This window comes from Halobacillus sp. KGW1, assembly GCF_001592845.1.
GTDB lineage: Bacteria > Bacillota > Bacilli > Bacillales > Halobacillaceae > Halobacillus.
The window spans coordinates 1,387-18,495 of sequence record NZ_LSOC01000001.1 but is presented as its reverse complement, the minus strand read 5'-3'; the positions used below and the strand labels follow the sequence as shown (position 1 = coordinate 18,495).

Annotated in this window: 16 protein-coding genes and 1 other annotated feature; all 16 genes read right to left on the bottom strand. The window is 45.5% G+C overall.

Going from position 1 to position 17,109, the window contains the following annotated elements:
- Positions 1-32: 32 nt before the first annotated feature.
- On the bottom strand, positions 33-689 hold the full coding sequence (gene sigH / locus AXG56_RS00130; RefSeq protein WP_008635876.1) for an RNA polymerase sporulation sigma factor SigH: 657 nt from the start codon (positions 687-689) through the stop codon (positions 33-35).
- Between the two features lie 83 nt (positions 690-772).
- Positions 773-1,282 carry an NYN domain-containing protein gene (locus AXG56_RS00125; protein WP_008635874.1) on the bottom strand — a complete coding sequence of 170 codons (510 nt, stop codon included), beginning with the start codon at positions 1,280-1,282 and terminating at the stop codon, positions 773-775.
- A 2-nt stretch (positions 1,283-1,284) separates the two neighbouring features.
- On the bottom strand, positions 1,285-2,028 hold the full coding sequence (rlmB, locus tag AXG56_RS00120) for a 23S rRNA (guanosine(2251)-2'-O)-methyltransferase RlmB (protein ID WP_062512755.1): 744 nt from the start codon (positions 2,026-2,028) through the stop codon (positions 1,285-1,287).
- Positions 2,025-2,432, bottom strand: coding sequence for a Mini-ribonuclease 3 (locus AXG56_RS00115; protein WP_008635861.1), 408 nt, complete (start codon positions 2,430-2,432; stop codon positions 2,025-2,027). The genes rlmB and AXG56_RS00115 overlap by 4 nt, the downstream gene beginning before the upstream one ends.
- 3 nt (positions 2,433-2,435) lie before the next feature.
- The gene (gene cysS, locus AXG56_RS00110) at positions 2,436-3,836 is read right to left on the bottom strand and encodes a cysteine--tRNA ligase (RefSeq protein ID WP_008635859.1); all 1,401 of its coding nucleotides are present in this window, start codon (positions 3,834-3,836) and stop codon (positions 2,436-2,438) included.
- Positions 3,826-4,488, bottom strand: a complete 663-nt coding sequence (gene cysE / locus AXG56_RS00105; protein ID WP_008635858.1) for a serine O-acetyltransferase — start codon at positions 4,486-4,488, stop codon at positions 3,826-3,828. The genes cysS and cysE overlap by 11 nt, the downstream gene beginning before the upstream one ends.
- 64 nt (positions 4,489-4,552) lie before the next feature.
- Positions 4,553-4,767 (bottom strand) — a binding site (T-box leader).
- A 44-nt stretch (positions 4,768-4,811) separates the two neighbouring features.
- Positions 4,812-6,281: a glutamate--tRNA ligase gene (gene gltX, locus AXG56_RS00100; RefSeq protein WP_008635857.1), complete on the bottom strand. Its 1,470-nt coding sequence runs from the start codon at positions 6,279-6,281 to the stop codon at positions 4,812-4,814.
- A 58-nt stretch (positions 6,282-6,339) separates the two neighbouring features.
- Positions 6,340-7,530: a bifunctional 2-C-methyl-D-erythritol 4-phosphate cytidylyltransferase/2-C-methyl-D-erythritol 2,4-cyclodiphosphate synthase gene (locus AXG56_RS00095; protein ID WP_035387953.1), complete on the bottom strand. Its 1,191-nt coding sequence runs from the start codon at positions 7,528-7,530 to the stop codon at positions 6,340-6,342.
- Positions 7,531-7,641: 111 nt separating this feature from the next.
- A complete protein-coding gene (locus AXG56_RS00090) occupies positions 7,642-8,745 on the bottom strand; it encodes a PIN/TRAM domain-containing protein (RefSeq protein ID WP_008635855.1) in 1,104 nt (367 codons plus the stop codon).
- A 154-nt stretch (positions 8,746-8,899) separates the two neighbouring features.
- Positions 8,900-9,973 carry a DNA integrity scanning diadenylate cyclase DisA gene (gene disA / locus AXG56_RS00085; protein WP_008635854.1) on the bottom strand — a complete coding sequence of 358 codons (1,074 nt, stop codon included), beginning with the start codon at positions 9,971-9,973 and terminating at the stop codon, positions 8,900-8,902.
- Positions 9,974-11,353: a DNA repair protein RadA gene (gene radA, locus AXG56_RS00080; protein ID WP_008635853.1), complete on the bottom strand. Its 1,380-nt coding sequence runs from the start codon at positions 11,351-11,353 to the stop codon at positions 9,974-9,976. It abuts the gene before it with no gap.
- 157 nt (positions 11,354-11,510) lie between these two features.
- Positions 11,511-13,970 carry an ATP-dependent protease ATP-binding subunit ClpC gene (clpC, locus tag AXG56_RS00075; RefSeq protein ID WP_008635846.1) on the bottom strand — a complete coding sequence of 820 codons (2,460 nt, stop codon included), beginning with the start codon at positions 13,968-13,970 and terminating at the stop codon, positions 11,511-11,513.
- A gap of 18 nt (positions 13,971-13,988) precedes the next feature.
- On the bottom strand, positions 13,989-15,059 hold the full coding sequence (locus tag AXG56_RS00070) for a protein arginine kinase (RefSeq protein ID WP_008635845.1): 1,071 nt from the start codon (positions 15,057-15,059) through the stop codon (positions 13,989-13,991).
- Entirely contained in the window at positions 15,060-15,608 is a 549-nt protein-coding gene (locus tag AXG56_RS00065) for a UvrB/UvrC motif-containing protein (RefSeq protein ID WP_008635844.1), read from the bottom strand.
- 21 nt (positions 15,609-15,629) lie between these two features.
- Positions 15,630-16,088 carry a CtsR family transcriptional regulator gene (locus AXG56_RS00060; RefSeq protein ID WP_026577050.1) on the bottom strand — a complete coding sequence of 153 codons (459 nt, stop codon included), beginning with the start codon at positions 16,086-16,088 and terminating at the stop codon, positions 15,630-15,632.
- Positions 16,089-16,252: 164 nt separating this feature from the next.
- Positions 16,253-16,945: an MgtC/SapB family protein gene (locus AXG56_RS00055; protein WP_008635841.1), complete on the bottom strand. Its 693-nt coding sequence runs from the start codon at positions 16,943-16,945 to the stop codon at positions 16,253-16,255.
- Positions 16,946-17,109 lie beyond the last annotated feature (164 nt).

The following is a 17,109-nucleotide window of genomic DNA, read 5'->3' as shown; positions in this document are numbered from 1 at the left end:
TAGCACTCTTCCCATAGACTGTCAATGTGGGTTCAAAGTGTGATTTCATTGATTTCCAGATACTTTTCGAGCTTCCGCTTCACGCGTTGCAGAGCGTTATCGATCGATTTGACATGACGCCTCAATTCCTCGGAAATCTCTTGATAGGACTGACCGTCCAAATAAAGGGTCAGCACCTGCTTTTCAAGATCGCTGAGAAGTTCGGACATCTTCTCTTCCATATCTGAAAACTTCTCTTTATTGACAATCAATTCCTGGGGATCGATTGCTTTTGAACCTGCGATGACGTCAAGGAGCGTACGGTCTGACTCTTCATCGTAGATAGGCTTGTCCAGCGAAACATAGGAGTTTAAAGGGATGTGTTTCTGTCTAGTGGCGGTTTTAATAGCAGTAATGATTTGACGGGTGACACACAGTTCAGCGAATGCTTTGAAAGACGACAGTTTTCCTTCTCGATAATCACGAATAGCCTTATAAAGGCCGATCATTCCTTCTTGAACAATATCTTCCCGGTCAGCCCCGATTAAGAAATAAGTGCGGGCTTTGGCGCGTACGAAATTCTTATACTTGTTAATCAAATAATCAAGTGCCTGAACCTGTCCCTGATTAATTCGTTCTACGACTGCTTCATCATCAAGCTTACTAAGATCCAACTCATTGGTGCTTTTCTCCGTTTGTAAGATGCTCACACAGGATCCCTCCGACCGTGCTATCTCAATATATAGAAATATTATACAGTAAGCGTTTGAAAAGCGTCAACAAGTTGTCAGAATTATTTATCTCCTCGGCGCCACTTCTCAAACAATTCCCGCACCTCTTTGTTTATCGGAATTTTAGATTGATAGTGAAGCTGATTGTGGGTTTCTACGTCCTTTTCGATCTGGTTCTCAATGTTCTTTACTTCGATGTAAAGCTCTCTCGCAGACTTCCGAAAAGCTCCCTGACCGAAGATGGTCCGCTGCTCTGCATAATCGGATGTAGCCACGTACACCTGTGTCCGCACGTCATTCAATTCACCGGCAAGCTTCTCGATCCGCTCGTCTGCCGTTTCATTCTCCTTAGTGAAAAGGACTTCCACTTTGTAGTTCTGCTGCTTCTTCTCAAGTCCCCGGACATGGTAGGCATCAAAGACGATCATGATACGATCCCCTGTATAGGATTGGTATTCTGCCATCATCTCTATGAGAAGATCCCGTGCTTGCCCGAGATCTTTCTCCTTTAATTTCACCAGTTCCGGCCAGGCCCCGATCATGTTATATCCGTCTACAATTAATACATTCATTGTCACTCACCGACAGGGTGACGCTTCCTGAATACTTCATACATGAGAAGGGAGGCTGCTACTGAGGCATTAAGGGAAGTGACCTGTCCGGCCATAGGGAGACTGACAGTCCAATCACATTTTTCTTTCGTCAATCGACTCATTCCGCGGCCTTCACTTCCAATCACAAGCGCCAGCGGCATCCGGCCATCCAGCTGTCGATAGTCTTCTGTACCTTCCGCATCTGTTCCGACAACCCAGACAAAGCGCTCCTTCAATTCATCTATCGTTCTAGCCAGGTTGGTCACTCTCGCTACAGGAATGTACTCGATCGCTCCTGTAGACGTCTTTGCAACTGTAGCAGTAAGAGCGACGGACCTCCGCTTCGGAATGATGACTCCGTGCGCTCCTGCTGCGTCTGCCGTCCTTAATATCGAACCAAGGTTGTGCGGGTCTTCAATTTCATCACATATGATGAAAAAAGGCGCTTCTCCCTTTTCTTCCGCTTTAGCGAATAAATCTTCCAAATCACTGTACTCATAAGCAGCCACAGAAGCGATAACACCTTGGTGCGTTCCTTCTACAAGCTGATCCAGTTTCTTCTTCGGAACTTTCTGGACGAGGACCCCCTGTTCCTTCGCCAGCTGCTCTACCTTTTTAAATGCCTGATACTGTAACTGATCCGATACCATGACTTTGTTGATCGAGCGTCCGGATCTTATCGCCTCCTGTACAGCATTCTTGCCTATAATCCATTCTCCGTTCATTCGTCTCCACTCCTTTCTTCCACTTCTCTAATAGCATAGTGCACCAACTCTTCCAGCCTTTGTTTCTGACCGGATAAATATAAAAATCCCAACACCGCTTCAAATGCGGTCGAATAACGATAGGTTTGCACATTGGTACTCTTAGGCACAGAGCCGGATTTCGCATTCCTGCCCCTGCGAAGGACACCCTCTTCTTCTTCCGTCAGTATTTCTGCCTCCTGCCAGGCTCGTACGGACTGAGCCTGGGACACAGCAGAGACAAAACGAACAGCTGCCTTGTGGAGGTGCTGCGGCTGCACTTCCCCTTTATCCAATAGGTACTCTCGGACATACAATTCATAAACAGAATCGCCCATATAAGCGAGGGCGAGACTCTTCATCTGTTTCACGTCGGTGCGTTCCATGTGTCACCCTCGCTTCCAGCGTGTACCTTGGGAAGTGTCCTCCAAGATGATGTTCCTGGCTTTCAGTTCATCACGGATCTGATCGGCACGCTCAAAGTTGCGGTCTTTACGGGCTTGTTTACGCTCTGCGATTAAAGCATCGACCTCTTCATCCAGTAATTCTTCTTTAACCTCAAGGGACAGTCCCAAAACACTTGTCAGTTCTTCAAACGTTTGGATGAACACATTCAAAACATCTTCATGTGTCTGCTTCTCCTGCAGGTAAAGATTCGCAGCCTTGGTCATGTCGAACAAAACAGAAATCGCATTGGCTGTGTTAAAGTCATCGTCCATTTCTTTAATAAACTGCTCTTTAAAGCCTTTTACTTTATCCAGCCACGGCTGTGTATCTTCCTGAAGGCTCACGCTGGTATCTTTACGGTGTTTTAGATTCTCATACGCATTCTTTATCCGCTCAAAACTGCTTTTGGCGCCCTTCAGAAGCTCATTGCTGAAGTTAATTGGATGACGGTATTGGACACTCAACATGAAGAAGCGGATAACCTGTGGATCGTGTTGCTTTACAAGATCATGAGCAAGGATAAAGTTACCGAGAGATTTAGACATCTTCTCATTATCAATGTTGATATACCCATTGTGCATCCAATAACGAGCGAAATCTTCCCCGTTGTGAGCTTCCGACTGTGCGATTTCGTTTTCGTGGTGAGGAAATGTCAAATCCTGACCCCCGGCATGGATATCTATCGTGTCTCCAAGGTATTTCTTCGCCATAGCAGAGCACTCGATGTGCCAGCCCGGGCGTCCTTCTCCCCACGGGCTCTTCCAGGAAATTTCTCCGTCCTTGGCCTGTTTCCATAACGTGAAGTCCAGCGGGTCTTCTTTCTTATCACCAACCTCGATCCGGGCACCGGACTGCAGCTCATTGATTGATTGCTGAGACAATTTCCCATAATTATCGAAGGCACGTGTACGGAAGTAAACATCTCCTCCTGCTTCATAGGCATAACCTTTCTCCACTAACCCTTGGACAAATCCGATGATTTCTTCCATGTTTTCTGTCACGCGGGGGTGATCGACCGCTTCTTTGACGCCAAGGGCTGCAACATCTTCTTTATAAGCCTGGACGAAACGATTGGCAATCTCTGTCACACCTTCGCCCATCTCTTTGGAAGCTTTGATCAATTTATCGTCGACATCTGTGAAGTTCAGTACATAATGGACATCGTAGCCGCGGTATTCGAAATATCTGCGGACGGTATCGAACACGATGGCAGGACGGGCATTCCCAATGTGGATGTAATTATATACGGTCGGGCCGCACACATACATCTTCACCTTTCCTTCTTCCAACGGCTGAAAGACTTCTTTATTCCGAGTCAAGGTATTATATATTTTAATAGTCATGATGCTTCACTCCTTTTGCTTCTTTCAATTCCTTCTGTAGTTCCTCGATCTGCTTTTCCAACTGGTTCAGCCGGTCGTAAACAGGATCCGGCATTTTGTGGTGGTCCAAGTCTTTTTTCTGTACCTTCTTGCCATCCTGTACGACGACGTGTCCCGGAATACCGACGACGGTTGAGTTATTTGGTACATCATGCAGAACGACGGATCCTGCTCCTACTTTAGAGTGTTCCCCGATTGTAATAGAACCAAGCACTTTTGCACCTGTGGCAACAAGAGAATTATCAAGCAGAGTAGGGTGACGCTTTCCCTTCTCTTTTCCTGTACCACCTAGGGTGACCCCTTGGAAGATGGTTACGTTATCCCCGATCTCACATGTCTCTCCGATGACGACTCCCATCCCATGGTCTATAAAAAAACGGCGGCCGATTTTTGCTCCCGGGTGGATTTCAATCCCTGTAAAAAAACGGCTGAACTGAGAGATCAGACGTGCGAGAAAAAAGAATTTCCTTTTATGACAAGCATGGGCCACCCGATGTGCCCAAATAGCATGCAGACCGGAATACGTAAGAATAACTTCCAGATACGAACGAGCAGCAGGGTCCTGATCGAACACTACATCGACATCTTCCTTGAACATTTTAAAAAGCCCCATACTTGCTTCCCTCCTTTTTCTTGCGCAGAGGCGGAGAATAAAAAAAGCGTCTCTGTGCCTTGGGCACAGAGACGCTTCCCGCGTGGTTCCACTCTGCTTGGGGAAAATAATTTCCCCCACTTCATCCTCGATAACGGAAGGGAACCGCTCCGGCCTACTTTTTTTCAACCGGAGACTCCGAGGTGCATTTCCAGGGTGCCGCCCAAAATCACTTCCAGCCTAGGTGATTCTCTCTGGGTAAGCAGACAGCCCTTTACTTCTCCTCATCAACGTTTCGTATAGGTAACTCTACTATATGATAATATCTTCTGCTTGTGAATAAATTAAGCCTGCAATTTATTTAGTACATCATCAAGACGTACTGTGACAGTCTCTAAACCGAGCAGGTGGATCGCGTTAGGAAGCTCGGGGCCGTGAGTTTGACCTGTAGTTGCCACGCGAACAGGCATAAACAGTTTCTTGCCTTTATGGCCGGTCTCTTTCTGAACGGCTTTGATTTGAGCTTTGATGTTATCCGGAGTGAACTCGTCCAATTGCTGAAGGTTCTTCTTGAATGTTTCCAATACCTCCGGAACTTGTTCGCCTTCCAGTACTTCCATCGCAGCTTCGTCATATTGAATTTCCTGCTTGAAGAACAGATCCGTCAATTCCACAATTTCAGCACCGTAGTTCAGCTGCTCGTGGTATAGGGAAATAAGCTCACGTGCCCATTCCTGCTGCTCTTCTGTCATCGTTTCCGGGAAACGTCCTGCTTCAACCAAATGAGGAAGAGAAAGTTCAACGACCTTATCCAGATCCGAAGCTTTAATATACTGGTTATTCATCCACTTCAGCTTAGCTGGATCAAAAACAGCCGGGGACGTAGTCAGACGTTCCGCGTCAAAGATTTCAATCAGCTGCTCTTGTGTGAAGATCTCTTCTTCACCGACAGGGGACCAACCAAGAAGCGTGATGAAGTTGAACAGCGCTTCCGGCAGATAGCCAAGATTCTTATACTGCTCGATGAACTGGAGAATATGCTGATCCCGCTTACTCAGTTTCTTACGCTCTTCGTTAAGGATAAGCGTCATGTGTCCGAACTTCGGCGGCTCCCATCCAAACGCTTCATATACCATCATCTGCTTAGGTGTGTTGGAGATGTGCTCTTCCCCGCGCAGTACATGAGTAATCTTCATTAGATAGTCATCAATCGCTACAGCGAAATTATACGTAGGGATACCGTTCTTCTTCACGATAACCCAATCACCGAAATCACTGGAATCGAACGTAATGTCGCCGCGTACGATATCGTTGAACGTGTAGGAATGGTTTTCAGGTACGCGGATACGAATACTTGGTTCGCGTCCTTCGGCTTCAAATTCTGCTATTTGCTCAGCCGTTAAATTACGGTGTGCTCCAGAATATTTCGGGGCTTCTCCACGCGCCATCTGCGCTTCTCGTTCCTGCTCAAGCTCTTCCGCAGTCATATAGCACTTATAAGCAAGGTCGCGCTCCAGAAGCTCATCAATATACTTCTGGTAAATATCCAGACGCTCCATTTGACGGTAAGGACCATACTCTCCGCCCTTATCCGGGCTCTCATCCCAATCCAAGCCCAACCATTTTAAATAGTTAAGCTGACTTTCTTCTCCACCTTCTACGTTTCGCTTCTCGTCTGTATCTTCAATACGGATGACAACTTTACCACCCGCATTTCTTGCGTATAAATAATTAAACAAGGCTGTCCTCGCATTACCGATGTGAAGAAAACCTGTAGGGCTCGGCGCATAACGCACACGTACTTCATTTGACATAATTGTTCTCCTTTCTTACTTCCGCTCTATTTCCTTGACTTATTTTATCATTTTTCGACTAATCTTGCCGAATTTCTTGCAATAAAACAACAGCTTGGGCGGCAATTCCTTCTTCCCGTCCTGTAAAACCAAGCTTCTCTGTCGTTGTCGCTTTCACATTAATCTTAACCTTATCCGTTTCGAGAAGAGACGCAATATTACTTCGGATCTCCTCGATATATGGAGCCATTTTAGGAGATTGCGCAATGACCGTGCAGTCCATATTACCGAGCTCGTAGCCCCGATCTCTGCAAATATTCCAGACATGCTGCAACAATTTACCGGAATCAGCATCCTTAAATTCAGGATCCGTATCGGGAAAATGCTTGCCGATATCTCCTTCTCCAATCGCACCTAAGCAAGCATCTGCAATCGTATGAAGAAGAACATCTGCGTCGGAATGCCCGAGCAGACCTTTCTCATGGGGAATGTCGATCCCTCCGATTATACAAGGACGGCCTTCCGTCAGTTGGTGAACATCGTACCCTTGACCGATTCGAAACATAGCAGGTTCATCTGCCTTTCTTTGTAATTGTTTTTGGATGTAAGACTCCGCTTTATGTAAGTCTTCCGGTGTCGTCAGCTTGAAATTATCGTAACTTCCCTGGACAATTACAACATCCCGCCCTGTCTCCTCTACCAAAGAAGCATCGTCTGTTCCGTAGTATCCACGTTCCTTTGCTTGGTCATGCGCGTCTTTAATCCACTCATAGGAAAATGCCTGAGGCGTCTGTGCCGCCCACAAGTATTTTCGATCAAGTGTAGTCAAACCGTTATCACGCTTTTGCTTAATAGTATCTGTCACAGGAACAGCCAACAAAGCCGCCTGCTCTACACGTACCGTCTCTGCCAGTTCATGCAGATTCGTTTCAGAAACAAATGGACGCGCCCCATCATGAATGAAAACAGGAATAGATGGATTGCGGACGGCTTTCAGACCTTCGTACACACTGTCCTGCCTTTCCGCTCCCCCATTAACCATGGTCATTTCTTTTTCCACAGGGTGCTCTGCAAACATCTTCTCCATTTCTGAGCGCTCACGTTCATTTGTCACCAAAATAATCTCTTCACACCATGCATCCTGCTCAAAAACAGAAATAGTGTGACGGATCAGCGGTTTGGAGCCTATCGTGAGGAACTGTTTGTTTCGTCCGGCAAGCATCCGCTTCCCTTGACCGGCGGCAAGTATAATAGCTGTATAGTTCGTCATAACATCCACCCTACATTAAATTAAACTCGGATCACTTACTTCCTTATAAAACAACAAAAGCGATAACACACTGGTTATCACTTTTGTCTTACTTATTTGTTTATACCGTTTTTAAAGTGCTTTTTCAAGTGATTTCGGCTTCGCAAAAATCATTCGTCCGGCAGAAGTCTGCAGCACACTTGTGACAACGACTTCAATAGTTTTCCCGATATACTCTTTTCCTTCTTCTACAACAATCATAGTGCCATCATCTAAGTAGGCGACACCTTGATTCTGTTCTTTTCCGTCTTTAATCACTTGAATGGACATCTCTTCTCCAGGAAGAACGACAGGTTTAACAGCGTTAGCTAAATCATTAATATTCAACACTTGAACATTTTGAAACTCACACACTTTGTTCAAGTTGAAATCATTCGTAACGACGATTCCATTCATGACTTTTGCCAGCTTAACAAGCTTGCTGTCCACCTCTTGAATCTCTTCGAAATCTCCTTCATAAATCTCAACATTTACAGGTAGATCCTTCTGAAGTCGATTCAGGATATCAAGACCTCTGCGACCTCTGTTTCTCTTTAATCCATCCGAAGAATCAGCTATATGCTGCAATTCTTCCAGAACGAATTGAGGAATAACAATCGTACCTTCCAAAAAATGAGTTTCGCAAATGTCTGCGATCCGGCCGTCAATAATGACACTGGTATCGAGAATTTTATCTTTCGGTATTAACGAGGCATCCACTTCCGCCTTGTTTGCTTCGTCCGACGAATCCGTAGCGCCCTGCTTGTCTTTCTTCGACAACAAATTCAAAAACTCGTCTTTACGCTTGAATCCTACCTGGAAACCTAAATAACCAAGAAGGATCGTCAGGAAGATAGGAACGACCTGACTTACTACTTGAATCTGGATATCCTGTACAAATACATTAATCAGATAAGCAACAATCAGCCCGATGATCAGACCCAGGCTGCCAAAAAGCAGATCAGCCACAGGCGCCCGTACGAGTGAATCTTCCACCCATCTGATAAAGTCGACAATATAATCCACGACCCAAAAAGTAATTAAAAATAAAATAAGTGCTCCTAGTACGGCCCCTAAAACAGACTGAATCAGAGTAGGCCAAGTAAGACCTGTCAATTTAAACAAATCCGGAAGATAGAGGTAACCGATTGTTCCACCAGTTATAACTATAAATAACTGCACGATACGCTTAAGCACTTTCCTTCACCCCCTCAATCACAGTATGACCAAACCTTACAACCATTAACCCTTTTATCAAGGAATGATGGTACTTAACTTAGCACAACTTCCAATATAAGTCAATTTGCAAATGTATAATCATACCATAAATTAGATAAATAAGTCAATTTTCTTAAATATGTCGGTCTACGAACAATTGTTCCTGTATGCGGTCCAGACCATCCCGGATCTTCATAGCTCTTACTTCTCCTACGCCATCCACTTCCACCAGTTGTTTAGGTGAAGCCTGTATGAGATCTTCTAAAATGCCGAACTTCTCGACAAGATGATCGATGATAAGGGATGGGAGGCGTGGAATTCGATGAAGAATCCGGTAACCACGTGGATGAATGGCATCAGACATTTTCGTGTTTGTCGAATAGCCAAGCAGCTTAAGCACTTGTTCATCCGACAATAACTCTGTGTTCGTCGTTTCCTGCATCTTCTTCAAAATATAATAAGGTTCGTAATCCGGACGCTTGCTGTAATCCCTGAGCAGCAGCGCTGCCTCTTCCTCAATATTGGAAACTAATTCGGTCAGCTGCAGTTGGATTAAACGGCCCTCTGTTCCTAATTCATTCACATAATTCAAAATCTCCGTCTTTGTACGCAGGACCATCTCCACTCTTGATACGACTTGAACGACCTCAGAAAAGGAGACCATATTCTCAAACTCCAACGCACCCAGGTTTGTCGTGCTCTGGTCAAGGACATTCTTATACTTCTCAAGCGTTTGGATCGCCTGGTTCGCCTTTGTTAAAATGACGCCGATTTCTTTTAAGGAATAGCGGTGGGACCCTTTATACAGGGTGATAACATTACGCCGCTGGGAAATGGCGATAACGAGCGCTCCTGTCTGCTTTGCCACCCGCTCCGCAGTGCGGTGGCGCATTCCCGTTTCAGTCGATACAATATCAGGGTCAGGCATCAACTGAGCGTTCGCGTACAATATTTTTGTACCCTCATCATTCAGAATGAGCGCACCATCCATTTTGGCGAGTTCATAGAGGTGAGCCGGTGTAAAGTCGGATTGAATATGGAATCCACCATCTACAAGATCCCTTATTCTCTCTCCATACCCTAAAACGATAAGCCCTCCGGTATTTGCGCGAAGGACGTTGTCTATTCCGTCCCGGAGCGGTGTCCCCGGTGCCACAAGCTTGAGAATTTCTCCTATACCGTTTTCTTTCATCTCATGCCATTCCATTTAGGATTCCCCCAATGTAACCTTCATTGCTTCCTGTACTGTACTTACCCCGATGACTTCAATTTGTGAAGGTGGAGTCCATCCGTCCATATTTTTCTTAGGTATGATGGCCCGTTTGAAACCGAGTTTAGCCGCTTCCTGTACGCGCTGTTCAATACGGGAAACCCGCCGTATTTCTCCTGTCAATCCGACTTCTCCAACAACGACATCGTCACCGTTTGAGACTTTGTTGCGAAAGCTCGATGCGATACTTAACGCAACAGCTAAGTCGATTGCAGGCTCATCCAGCTTCACACCACCCGCCACCTTTACGTACGCATCCTGATTCTGCAGCAACAGTCCTGCTCGTTTCTCGAGCACAGCCATCAGCAGAGGGACTCTGTTCGTGTCAAGACCGGTTGCCATCCTTCTGGGGTTTCCGTAGGCTGTCGGGGATATGAGCGCCTGAATCTCTACCAGCACCGGCCTTGTCCCCTCCATTGAAGCTACAACAATAGAGCCTGCCGCTCCCTGAGAACGTTCTTCAAGGAAAATCTCCGACGGATTAAGTACTTCTTCCAGCCCTTTCTCCTTCATCTCGAAGATACCCATTTCATGTGTACTTCCGAAGCGGTTTTTAACACTGCGGAGAATACGGAAAGTGTGGTGCCGCTCTCCCTCAAAATAAAGAACTGCATCCACCATATGTTCCAGTAAACGAGGGCCGGCAATGGACCCTTCTTTAGTAACATGTCCAACAATGAAAATCGGAATACCTTTCGTTTTCGCAATTCGCATCAAGTGACTGGTACATTCTCTCACCTGCGCCACACTACCAGGGGCAGAGGTTATATCTTCCTTGAAAATCGTCTGAATGGAATCGATCACTACAAATTTAGGTTCAATCTGATCTATTTGATTCAGTACATCTTGCAGGTTCGTCTCGGGCAGGACATACAGTTCATCCGACATGACCCCAAGGCGTTCGGCCCTGAGTTTAGTCTGCCTGGAGGATTCTTCTCCTGATATATATAAAACCGGAAAATCTTTCTTTGCAATCTGAGCAGATACTTGAAGCAGTAAGGTTGACTTCCCGATACCCGGATCCCCGCCGATTAAAACTAATGATCCGGCCACGATCCCGCCGCCGAGCACTCTGTTGAACTCCGGCATGCTTGTCGGGAGGCGTGGTTCCTTCTGTGATTTTATCTGTGTGATTCTTTCTGGCTTCGTCATTGCGGAAGTGGAACTTGTCTGAAATACGTGCCGAGAGTTTCCTGCCGGAGCAGACGTCTCTTCCACCAACGTATTCCACTGATTACACCCCGGACATTTCCCCATCCATTTCGGTGTTTCATAACCACATTCCTGGCAAACGAACTTTGTTTTTCTTTTTGCCAAGATGATCTCTCCTATCCTTCATTTTATACGAAAAAACATGTGAATAAGTTTCACATCCATATCATTTATATTAAATATCGCTTACTGAAATCATACCTAAATAAGAAAAAAATCGGAAGGCAAACACCTTCCGATTCTTTTACCGGATGAAATCTTGTTAATTTGTGGATTCTTGTTGTGTATGCACCACATAATTCTTGTTTTCATCCAGATCAATTTTAACTTTTTGACCTTTAGCGATATTCTCTTTAAGCAATTCCTCTGATAGAAGATCTTCGACATTCTTCTGTATAGCACGGCGCAATGGACGTGCCCCATATTCGGGGTCGAATCCGGAATCTGCGATGTGCTGGATAGCTGCATCCGAGAGTGTGAAGTCGATCTCCTGCTCCTGCAGACGTTTACGCAATTCTTCTGCCATAAGAACGACAATATCCTTCATGTGCTTCTTCTCAAGGGAGTGGAAAACAATTGTTTCGTCAATACGGTTTAGGAATTCAGGACGGAACGCTTTCTTCAAAGCATCTGTCACTTTGGACTTCATGTCTTTATAATCCTGATCCGCTTCACCCATAGAGAAGCCGACGTATTTGTTTTGTTTTAATTCGGAAGCACCCACGTTGGATGTCATGATCAACACGGTATTTCGGAAATCAACAAGACGTCCTTTAGAGTCTGTCAGACGGCCGTCCTCCAATACTTGCAGCAGGATATTGAAGACTTCCGGGTGCGCCTTCTCAATTTCATCAAGAAGTACAACAGAATATGGTTTGTTCCTTACCTTCTCCGTCAACTGACCGCCTTCATCGTATCCTACATATCCCGGAGGAGAACCTACAAGACGGGACGTGCTGTGTTTCTCCATGTACTCCGACATATCGATTCGAATCATGGCATCCTCTTCACCGAACATGCTCTCTGCCAGCGCGCGAGCAAGCTCTGTTTTACCTACACCGGTAGGTCCAAGGAATATGAAGGAACCAATCGGGCGTTTCGGATCCTTCAACCCTGCTCGGGCACGACGGATCGCTTTGGAAATAGCTTTGACCGCTTCTTCCTGACCGATTACTCGGTTATGAAGCGTTTCTTCCAGGTTAAGAAGACGCTCACTTTCATCCTTCGTCATTTTGGAAACTGGAACACCGGTCCAAGTGGATACGACAGAAGCAATATCTTCTACCGTTACCTCTGAATCCTCCTGGCCTTGTTTTTCTTTCCACTCATCCTTCGTCTCCTCCAGCTCATCTCTCAAACGCTGTTCGCTATCACGAAGGGATGCTGCTTTTTCAAACTCCTGACTTTGGACAGCCGCATCTTTCTCTTTCCGGACTTCCTCAAGCTTCTGTTCCAGCTCTTTAAGATTTGGCGGCGCTGTATAGGAGCGCAGGCGCACCTTGGAAGCTGCCTCATCGATTAAATCAATCGCTTTATCCGGAAGGAAGCGGTCCGTGATATACCGGTCGGAGAAACGGACAGCTGATTCAATAGAATCATCCGTAATGGTCACACGGTGGTGAGCTTCATAACGGTCACGCAGACCTTTCAAAATTTGAATGGACTCATCAAGCGTCGGTTCATCCACCTTAATCGGTTGGAATCTACGCTCAAGTGCTGCATCTTTTTCAATATATTTACGGTACTCATCAAGGGTTGTCGCACCGATACACTGCAGTTCACCCCGGGCAAGAGAAGGCTTCAGAATATTGGATGCATCAATGGCTCCTTCTGCTCCTCCGGCACCGATCAATGTATGGAGTTCATCGATGAATAGAATGATGTTACCCGCCTGGCGGATTTCTTCCATCACTTTTTTCAAGCGATCTTCAAACTCCCCGCGGTATTTCGTTCCCGCGACGACTGTACCCATATCCAACGTCATGACTCGCTTATCACGCAGAATTTCAGGTACTTCGTTGTTCATAATCTGCTGAGCCAAGCCCTCTGCGATGGCCGTCTTACCAACACCAGGTTCACCTACAAGCACCGGGTTGTTCTTTGTACGGCGGCTCAAGACTTGAATGACCCTTTCAATCTCTTTGCTTCGGCCGATTACAGGATCAATATTTCCTTCTTTAGCTATGGCCGTCAAATCACGGGCCAGGGAGTCAAGGGTTGGTGTATTCGCATTCGTCGCCTGTCCTCCAGAAGCGCCTCCACGACGATTTTGACCGCCTGTAGACTCATTGTTCCCAAGCAGCTGCAATACTTGCTGACGGGCTTTATTAAGGCTTACACCAAGGTTGTTAAGAACGCGGGCCGCTACCCCTTCTCCTTCTCGGATTAAACCAAGGAGAATGTGCTCTGTCCCTACATATGAATGTCCCAGCTTACGAGCTTCATCCATAGACAATTCTATGACCTTCTTAGCTCTTGGAGTATAGTGGATCGTTTGGGATACCTTTTCCCCTTTACCGATCAGTTTCTCCACTTCCTGTTGGATTTTGGAGGATTCAAGGCCGAGAGCTGTCAGAGCTTTCGCAGCAATTCCCTCCCCTTCACTCACTAAACCAAGCAGGATGTGTTCCGTCCCGATATTATTATGACCTAAGCGTACTGCTTCCTCTTGTGCCAGTGCCAAAACTTTTTGTGCTCTTTCTGTAAATCGCCCAAACATCATGGACATTCCCTCCTAACATTATTCTTCGTTTTCTAATTGAAGTCTTTCCCTGATTAGAGACGCCCTTCTTACATCCCGTTCATCGGGAGATAAGCTGGCTTTGGCGTACTGTTGCAAAAAGCCCGGCTGCGTTAAAATCATCAATTCATTCAAGATCGTCCGTGGTATGTGGTCGATAAAGTCCAAATCGATACCTAACCGTAAATCGGATAAACATTTTGCTGCCTCTTTAGACTCTATGATTCGACTGTTGGTTAGAACACCATAGGATCGAAAAATGCGGTCCTCCAGTTGAATTCCTGACCGGCTCAGAAGCACTTCCCTCGCTCTTCGCTCTTGATCGATCAACTGCTTTACCACACTGTGGAGGTCTTCTACAATGTCACCTTCCGACTTACCAAGCGTGATCTGGTTCGATATTTGAAAAATATTCCCCAGTGCTTCGCTTCCTTCCCCATAGATGCCACGGACAACTAAGCCAAGCTGGTTGATCGCGGGAATCATACGATTGATCTGCTGAGTCATGGATAATGCCGGCAGGTGCATCATAACTGATGCCCGCATTCCGGTGCCGACATTCGTCGGACAAGCGGTCAAATACCCGCGTTTCTCATCAAATGCATAATCAATTTTCTCTTCCAGCCAATCGTCGAGTTGTGATGCCTGTTCCAACGCCTTATCCAGCTGGAAACCAGGGAAATAAAGTTGAAGGCGGATATGATCCTCTTCATTAACCATAATCGACACCTGCTCGTTCTGCGAAATCAACGCAGCCGAGGTGTCCGATTTTTCAGCGAGATGCGGGCTGATCAAGTGTTTTTCAACCAACACTCTTTTTTCAACCGGCTGAAGATCCGTCATCCGGACCATTTCAAAATCTTCATAATCTCTAAAGGACTCTTCTTGAAACTCTTTCTGAAAGAATTCCAATACTTCTTCTAAGGATTCTTCAGATCCAATAATCGGAAATGGATATTGGGAGAAGTTCCGGGCAAGACGTATGCGGCTGCTCATCACAATATCGCTGTCCGGCCCCTCCTGTTTCATCCAGGGACTGATAGCCTCATTTACAAAATTCTGTAACGACATCTACTCATCACCTGCCTCTCCACTATGAAGACGCCCTTCCAAAGATCTGATCCTATCTCTAACTTTCGCTGCCTCTTCAAATTCTTCCTGCTCAATTAATTGTCGAAGATTAGCTTTGTATTCTTCTATCTCTTTCTTTAAATGAAGATTGCCGCTTTCTCTTTTAGGAATCTTCCCATCATGCCTTGTATTTCCACTGTGCACCCGCCTTAAAATTGGATCCAGTCGTTCGCCGAAAGTGGTATAGCACTTTCCGCAACCAAACTTGCCAATCCTTGCAAACTCTTCATATGTCAAACCACAGTTGGAACATTTTAATGGAGATTTCTGCTGAGGTGCAGCTTTGTTCTGATCGCTGTATGGAGAAGGGCTATCCGAATGAAAGAGTCCGGATAGAAGATCATTCAGAGTAAAGTTTTCTTCTCCATAATTAACATATCCATATTCTTTCGCACATACTTCACACACATGTATCTCCGACTTTTGCCCATTTACTACCTGAGTCAAATGAACGGTTGCCTGTCTTTGATGACATTCCTGGCATTCCATCTGAATCTCCCCTTTCCGCAATCAGCATTTATATTTAAGGGTGAACAGCATCGCCGTCATGATTCTTGCTCTTATCTCATCGCGTAGAGGGAGAGAAAATTTGAGCACATCACGGTCAATGATGCTTTCCATGATCTTCCCTTCCCGTTCTGTAATGACCTCATAATCGATAAGTCGCTCCAGAACGTCCACCGCTTGGGTCTGGGAGATACGGGGTTGGATTAAATCCATCAACTCCTCGATCATATCAGCGTATTTCCGATAAGGAACCCGACTGATCCGGATGTACCCGCCGCCTCCGCGTTTACTTTCCACTATATACCCCTTTTCCACAGTGAACCTTGTCTTAATCACGTAATTAATCTGCGAAGGTACACACTGGAAACGCTCAGCAATTTCGCTTCTTTTTATTTCAATGGTTTGGGACTCATCGAGGGTTTTCTTTAAATATTCCTCTATGATGTCTGATATATTTCGCATTTTCCCTCCCCCTCTTTTGACTTTGACTATCTTTGACTTTAATTTCATTATACTCATATTTTACTGGTACGCAACTATATTGTTTATGATAAATACATCAACTATGTTTCCCCTTTTCGTTAGCAAATAAAACAAAAAGCCGTGCAGTTTTTTCCTGCACAGCCTTAAATATAATGTGTCATTTTCATAACTCCTTCCTGCTCACTGATTCGACCCATCACAAGTGTACGATCATAGGACTGAGACGGACTTACCTCAACCAACAATTTCTTTTGGCTCTCAGGTAGAGACAGGACCTCCACTTTTTGAATGGTCAATTGAAATTCCTCAAATACCGACAGAACCCGATGCACCCTTGCACTTCCACGAACGGTAATGCTATAGCTGTTTTTCCGCTTGCCTCTAACTTTATGTTTTTCCATTCTATTCAGAAAGGCCAAGCTTGTCAGCACGACTAAAGTGGTAAACGTAGCAACATCGTATAACCCAGCACCGACTACTAATCCAATTGCTGCTACCGTCCAGATCGACGCTGCTGTTGTAAGACCTTTAATCGTCAAGCCGTTTACCATAATGGTCCCGGCACCTAAAAAACCAATTCCACTGATAACGTAAGAAGGTATCCTCGCCGGGTCAAACCTCACCTGCTCGTGAAGGCTCATAAATTCCGTAAACCCATAGAGAGAAAGCAGCATCATTAAACAAGCACCAACCCCGACCAAAATATGTGTCCTAAAGCCCGCCGATTGATTCTTTATCTCCCTTTCAAAACCGATTAATCCTGATAACACTAAAGCAAAGCACAGGCGGAAAATAATTAAAACAATATCATCATGAAAGAAATAAGACCAGTGCACCGCAGTTCCCCCCTTTCTATATTCATATGAAACCGGTTCTGAATATAGAAAAAAACCAGAAGTAATAACTTCTGGTTTCTAAAATGACGTGGCAGCGTCCTACTCTCACGGGGATCTACCCGACTACCATCGGCGCTGAAGAGCTTAACTGCTGTGTTCGGCAT

Excerpts from the sequence above, each read along its gene's own strand:
- AXG56_RS00065 (WP_008635844.1), bottom strand. The coding sequence starts at position 15,608 with ATGGAATGCCAGGAATGTCATCAAAGACAGGCAACCGTTCATTTGACT.
- gltX (WP_008635857.1), bottom strand. The coding sequence starts at position 6,281 with ATGTCAAATGAAGTACGTGTGCGTTATGCGCCGAGCCCTACAGGTTTT.
- cysE (WP_008635858.1), bottom strand. The coding sequence starts at position 4,488 with ATGGGGCTTTTTAAAATGTTCAAGGAAGATGTCGATGTAGTGTTCGAT.
- AXG56_RS00115 (WP_008635861.1), bottom strand. The coding sequence starts at position 2,432 with ATGGAACGCACCGACGTGAAACAGATGAAGAGTCTCGCCCTCGCTTAT.
- disA (WP_008635854.1), bottom strand. The coding sequence starts at position 9,973 with ATGGAATGGCATGAGATGAAAGAAAACGGTATAGGAGAAATTCTCAAG.
- AXG56_RS00060 (WP_026577050.1), bottom strand. The coding sequence starts at position 16,088 with ATGCGAAATATATCAGACATCATAGAGGAATATTTAAAGAAAACCCTC.
- cysS (WP_008635859.1), bottom strand. The coding sequence starts at position 3,836 with ATGACTATTAAAATATATAATACCTTGACTCGGAATAAAGAAGTCTTT.
- AXG56_RS00095 (WP_035387953.1), bottom strand. The coding sequence starts at position 7,530 with ATGACGAACTATACAGCTATTATACTTGCCGCCGGTCAAGGGAAGCGG.
- rlmB (WP_062512755.1), bottom strand. The coding sequence starts at position 2,028 with ATGAACGGAGAATGGATTATAGGCAAGAATGCTGTACAGGAGGCGATA.
- AXG56_RS00070 (WP_008635845.1), bottom strand. The coding sequence starts at position 15,059 with ATGTCGTTACAGAATTTTGTAAATGAGGCTATCAGTCCCTGGATGAAA.
- AXG56_RS00125 (WP_008635874.1), bottom strand. The coding sequence starts at position 1,282 with ATGAATGTATTAATTGTAGACGGATATAACATGATCGGGGCCTGGCCG.
- clpC (WP_008635846.1), bottom strand. The coding sequence starts at position 13,970 with ATGATGTTTGGGCGATTTACAGAAAGAGCACAAAAAGTTTTGGCACTG.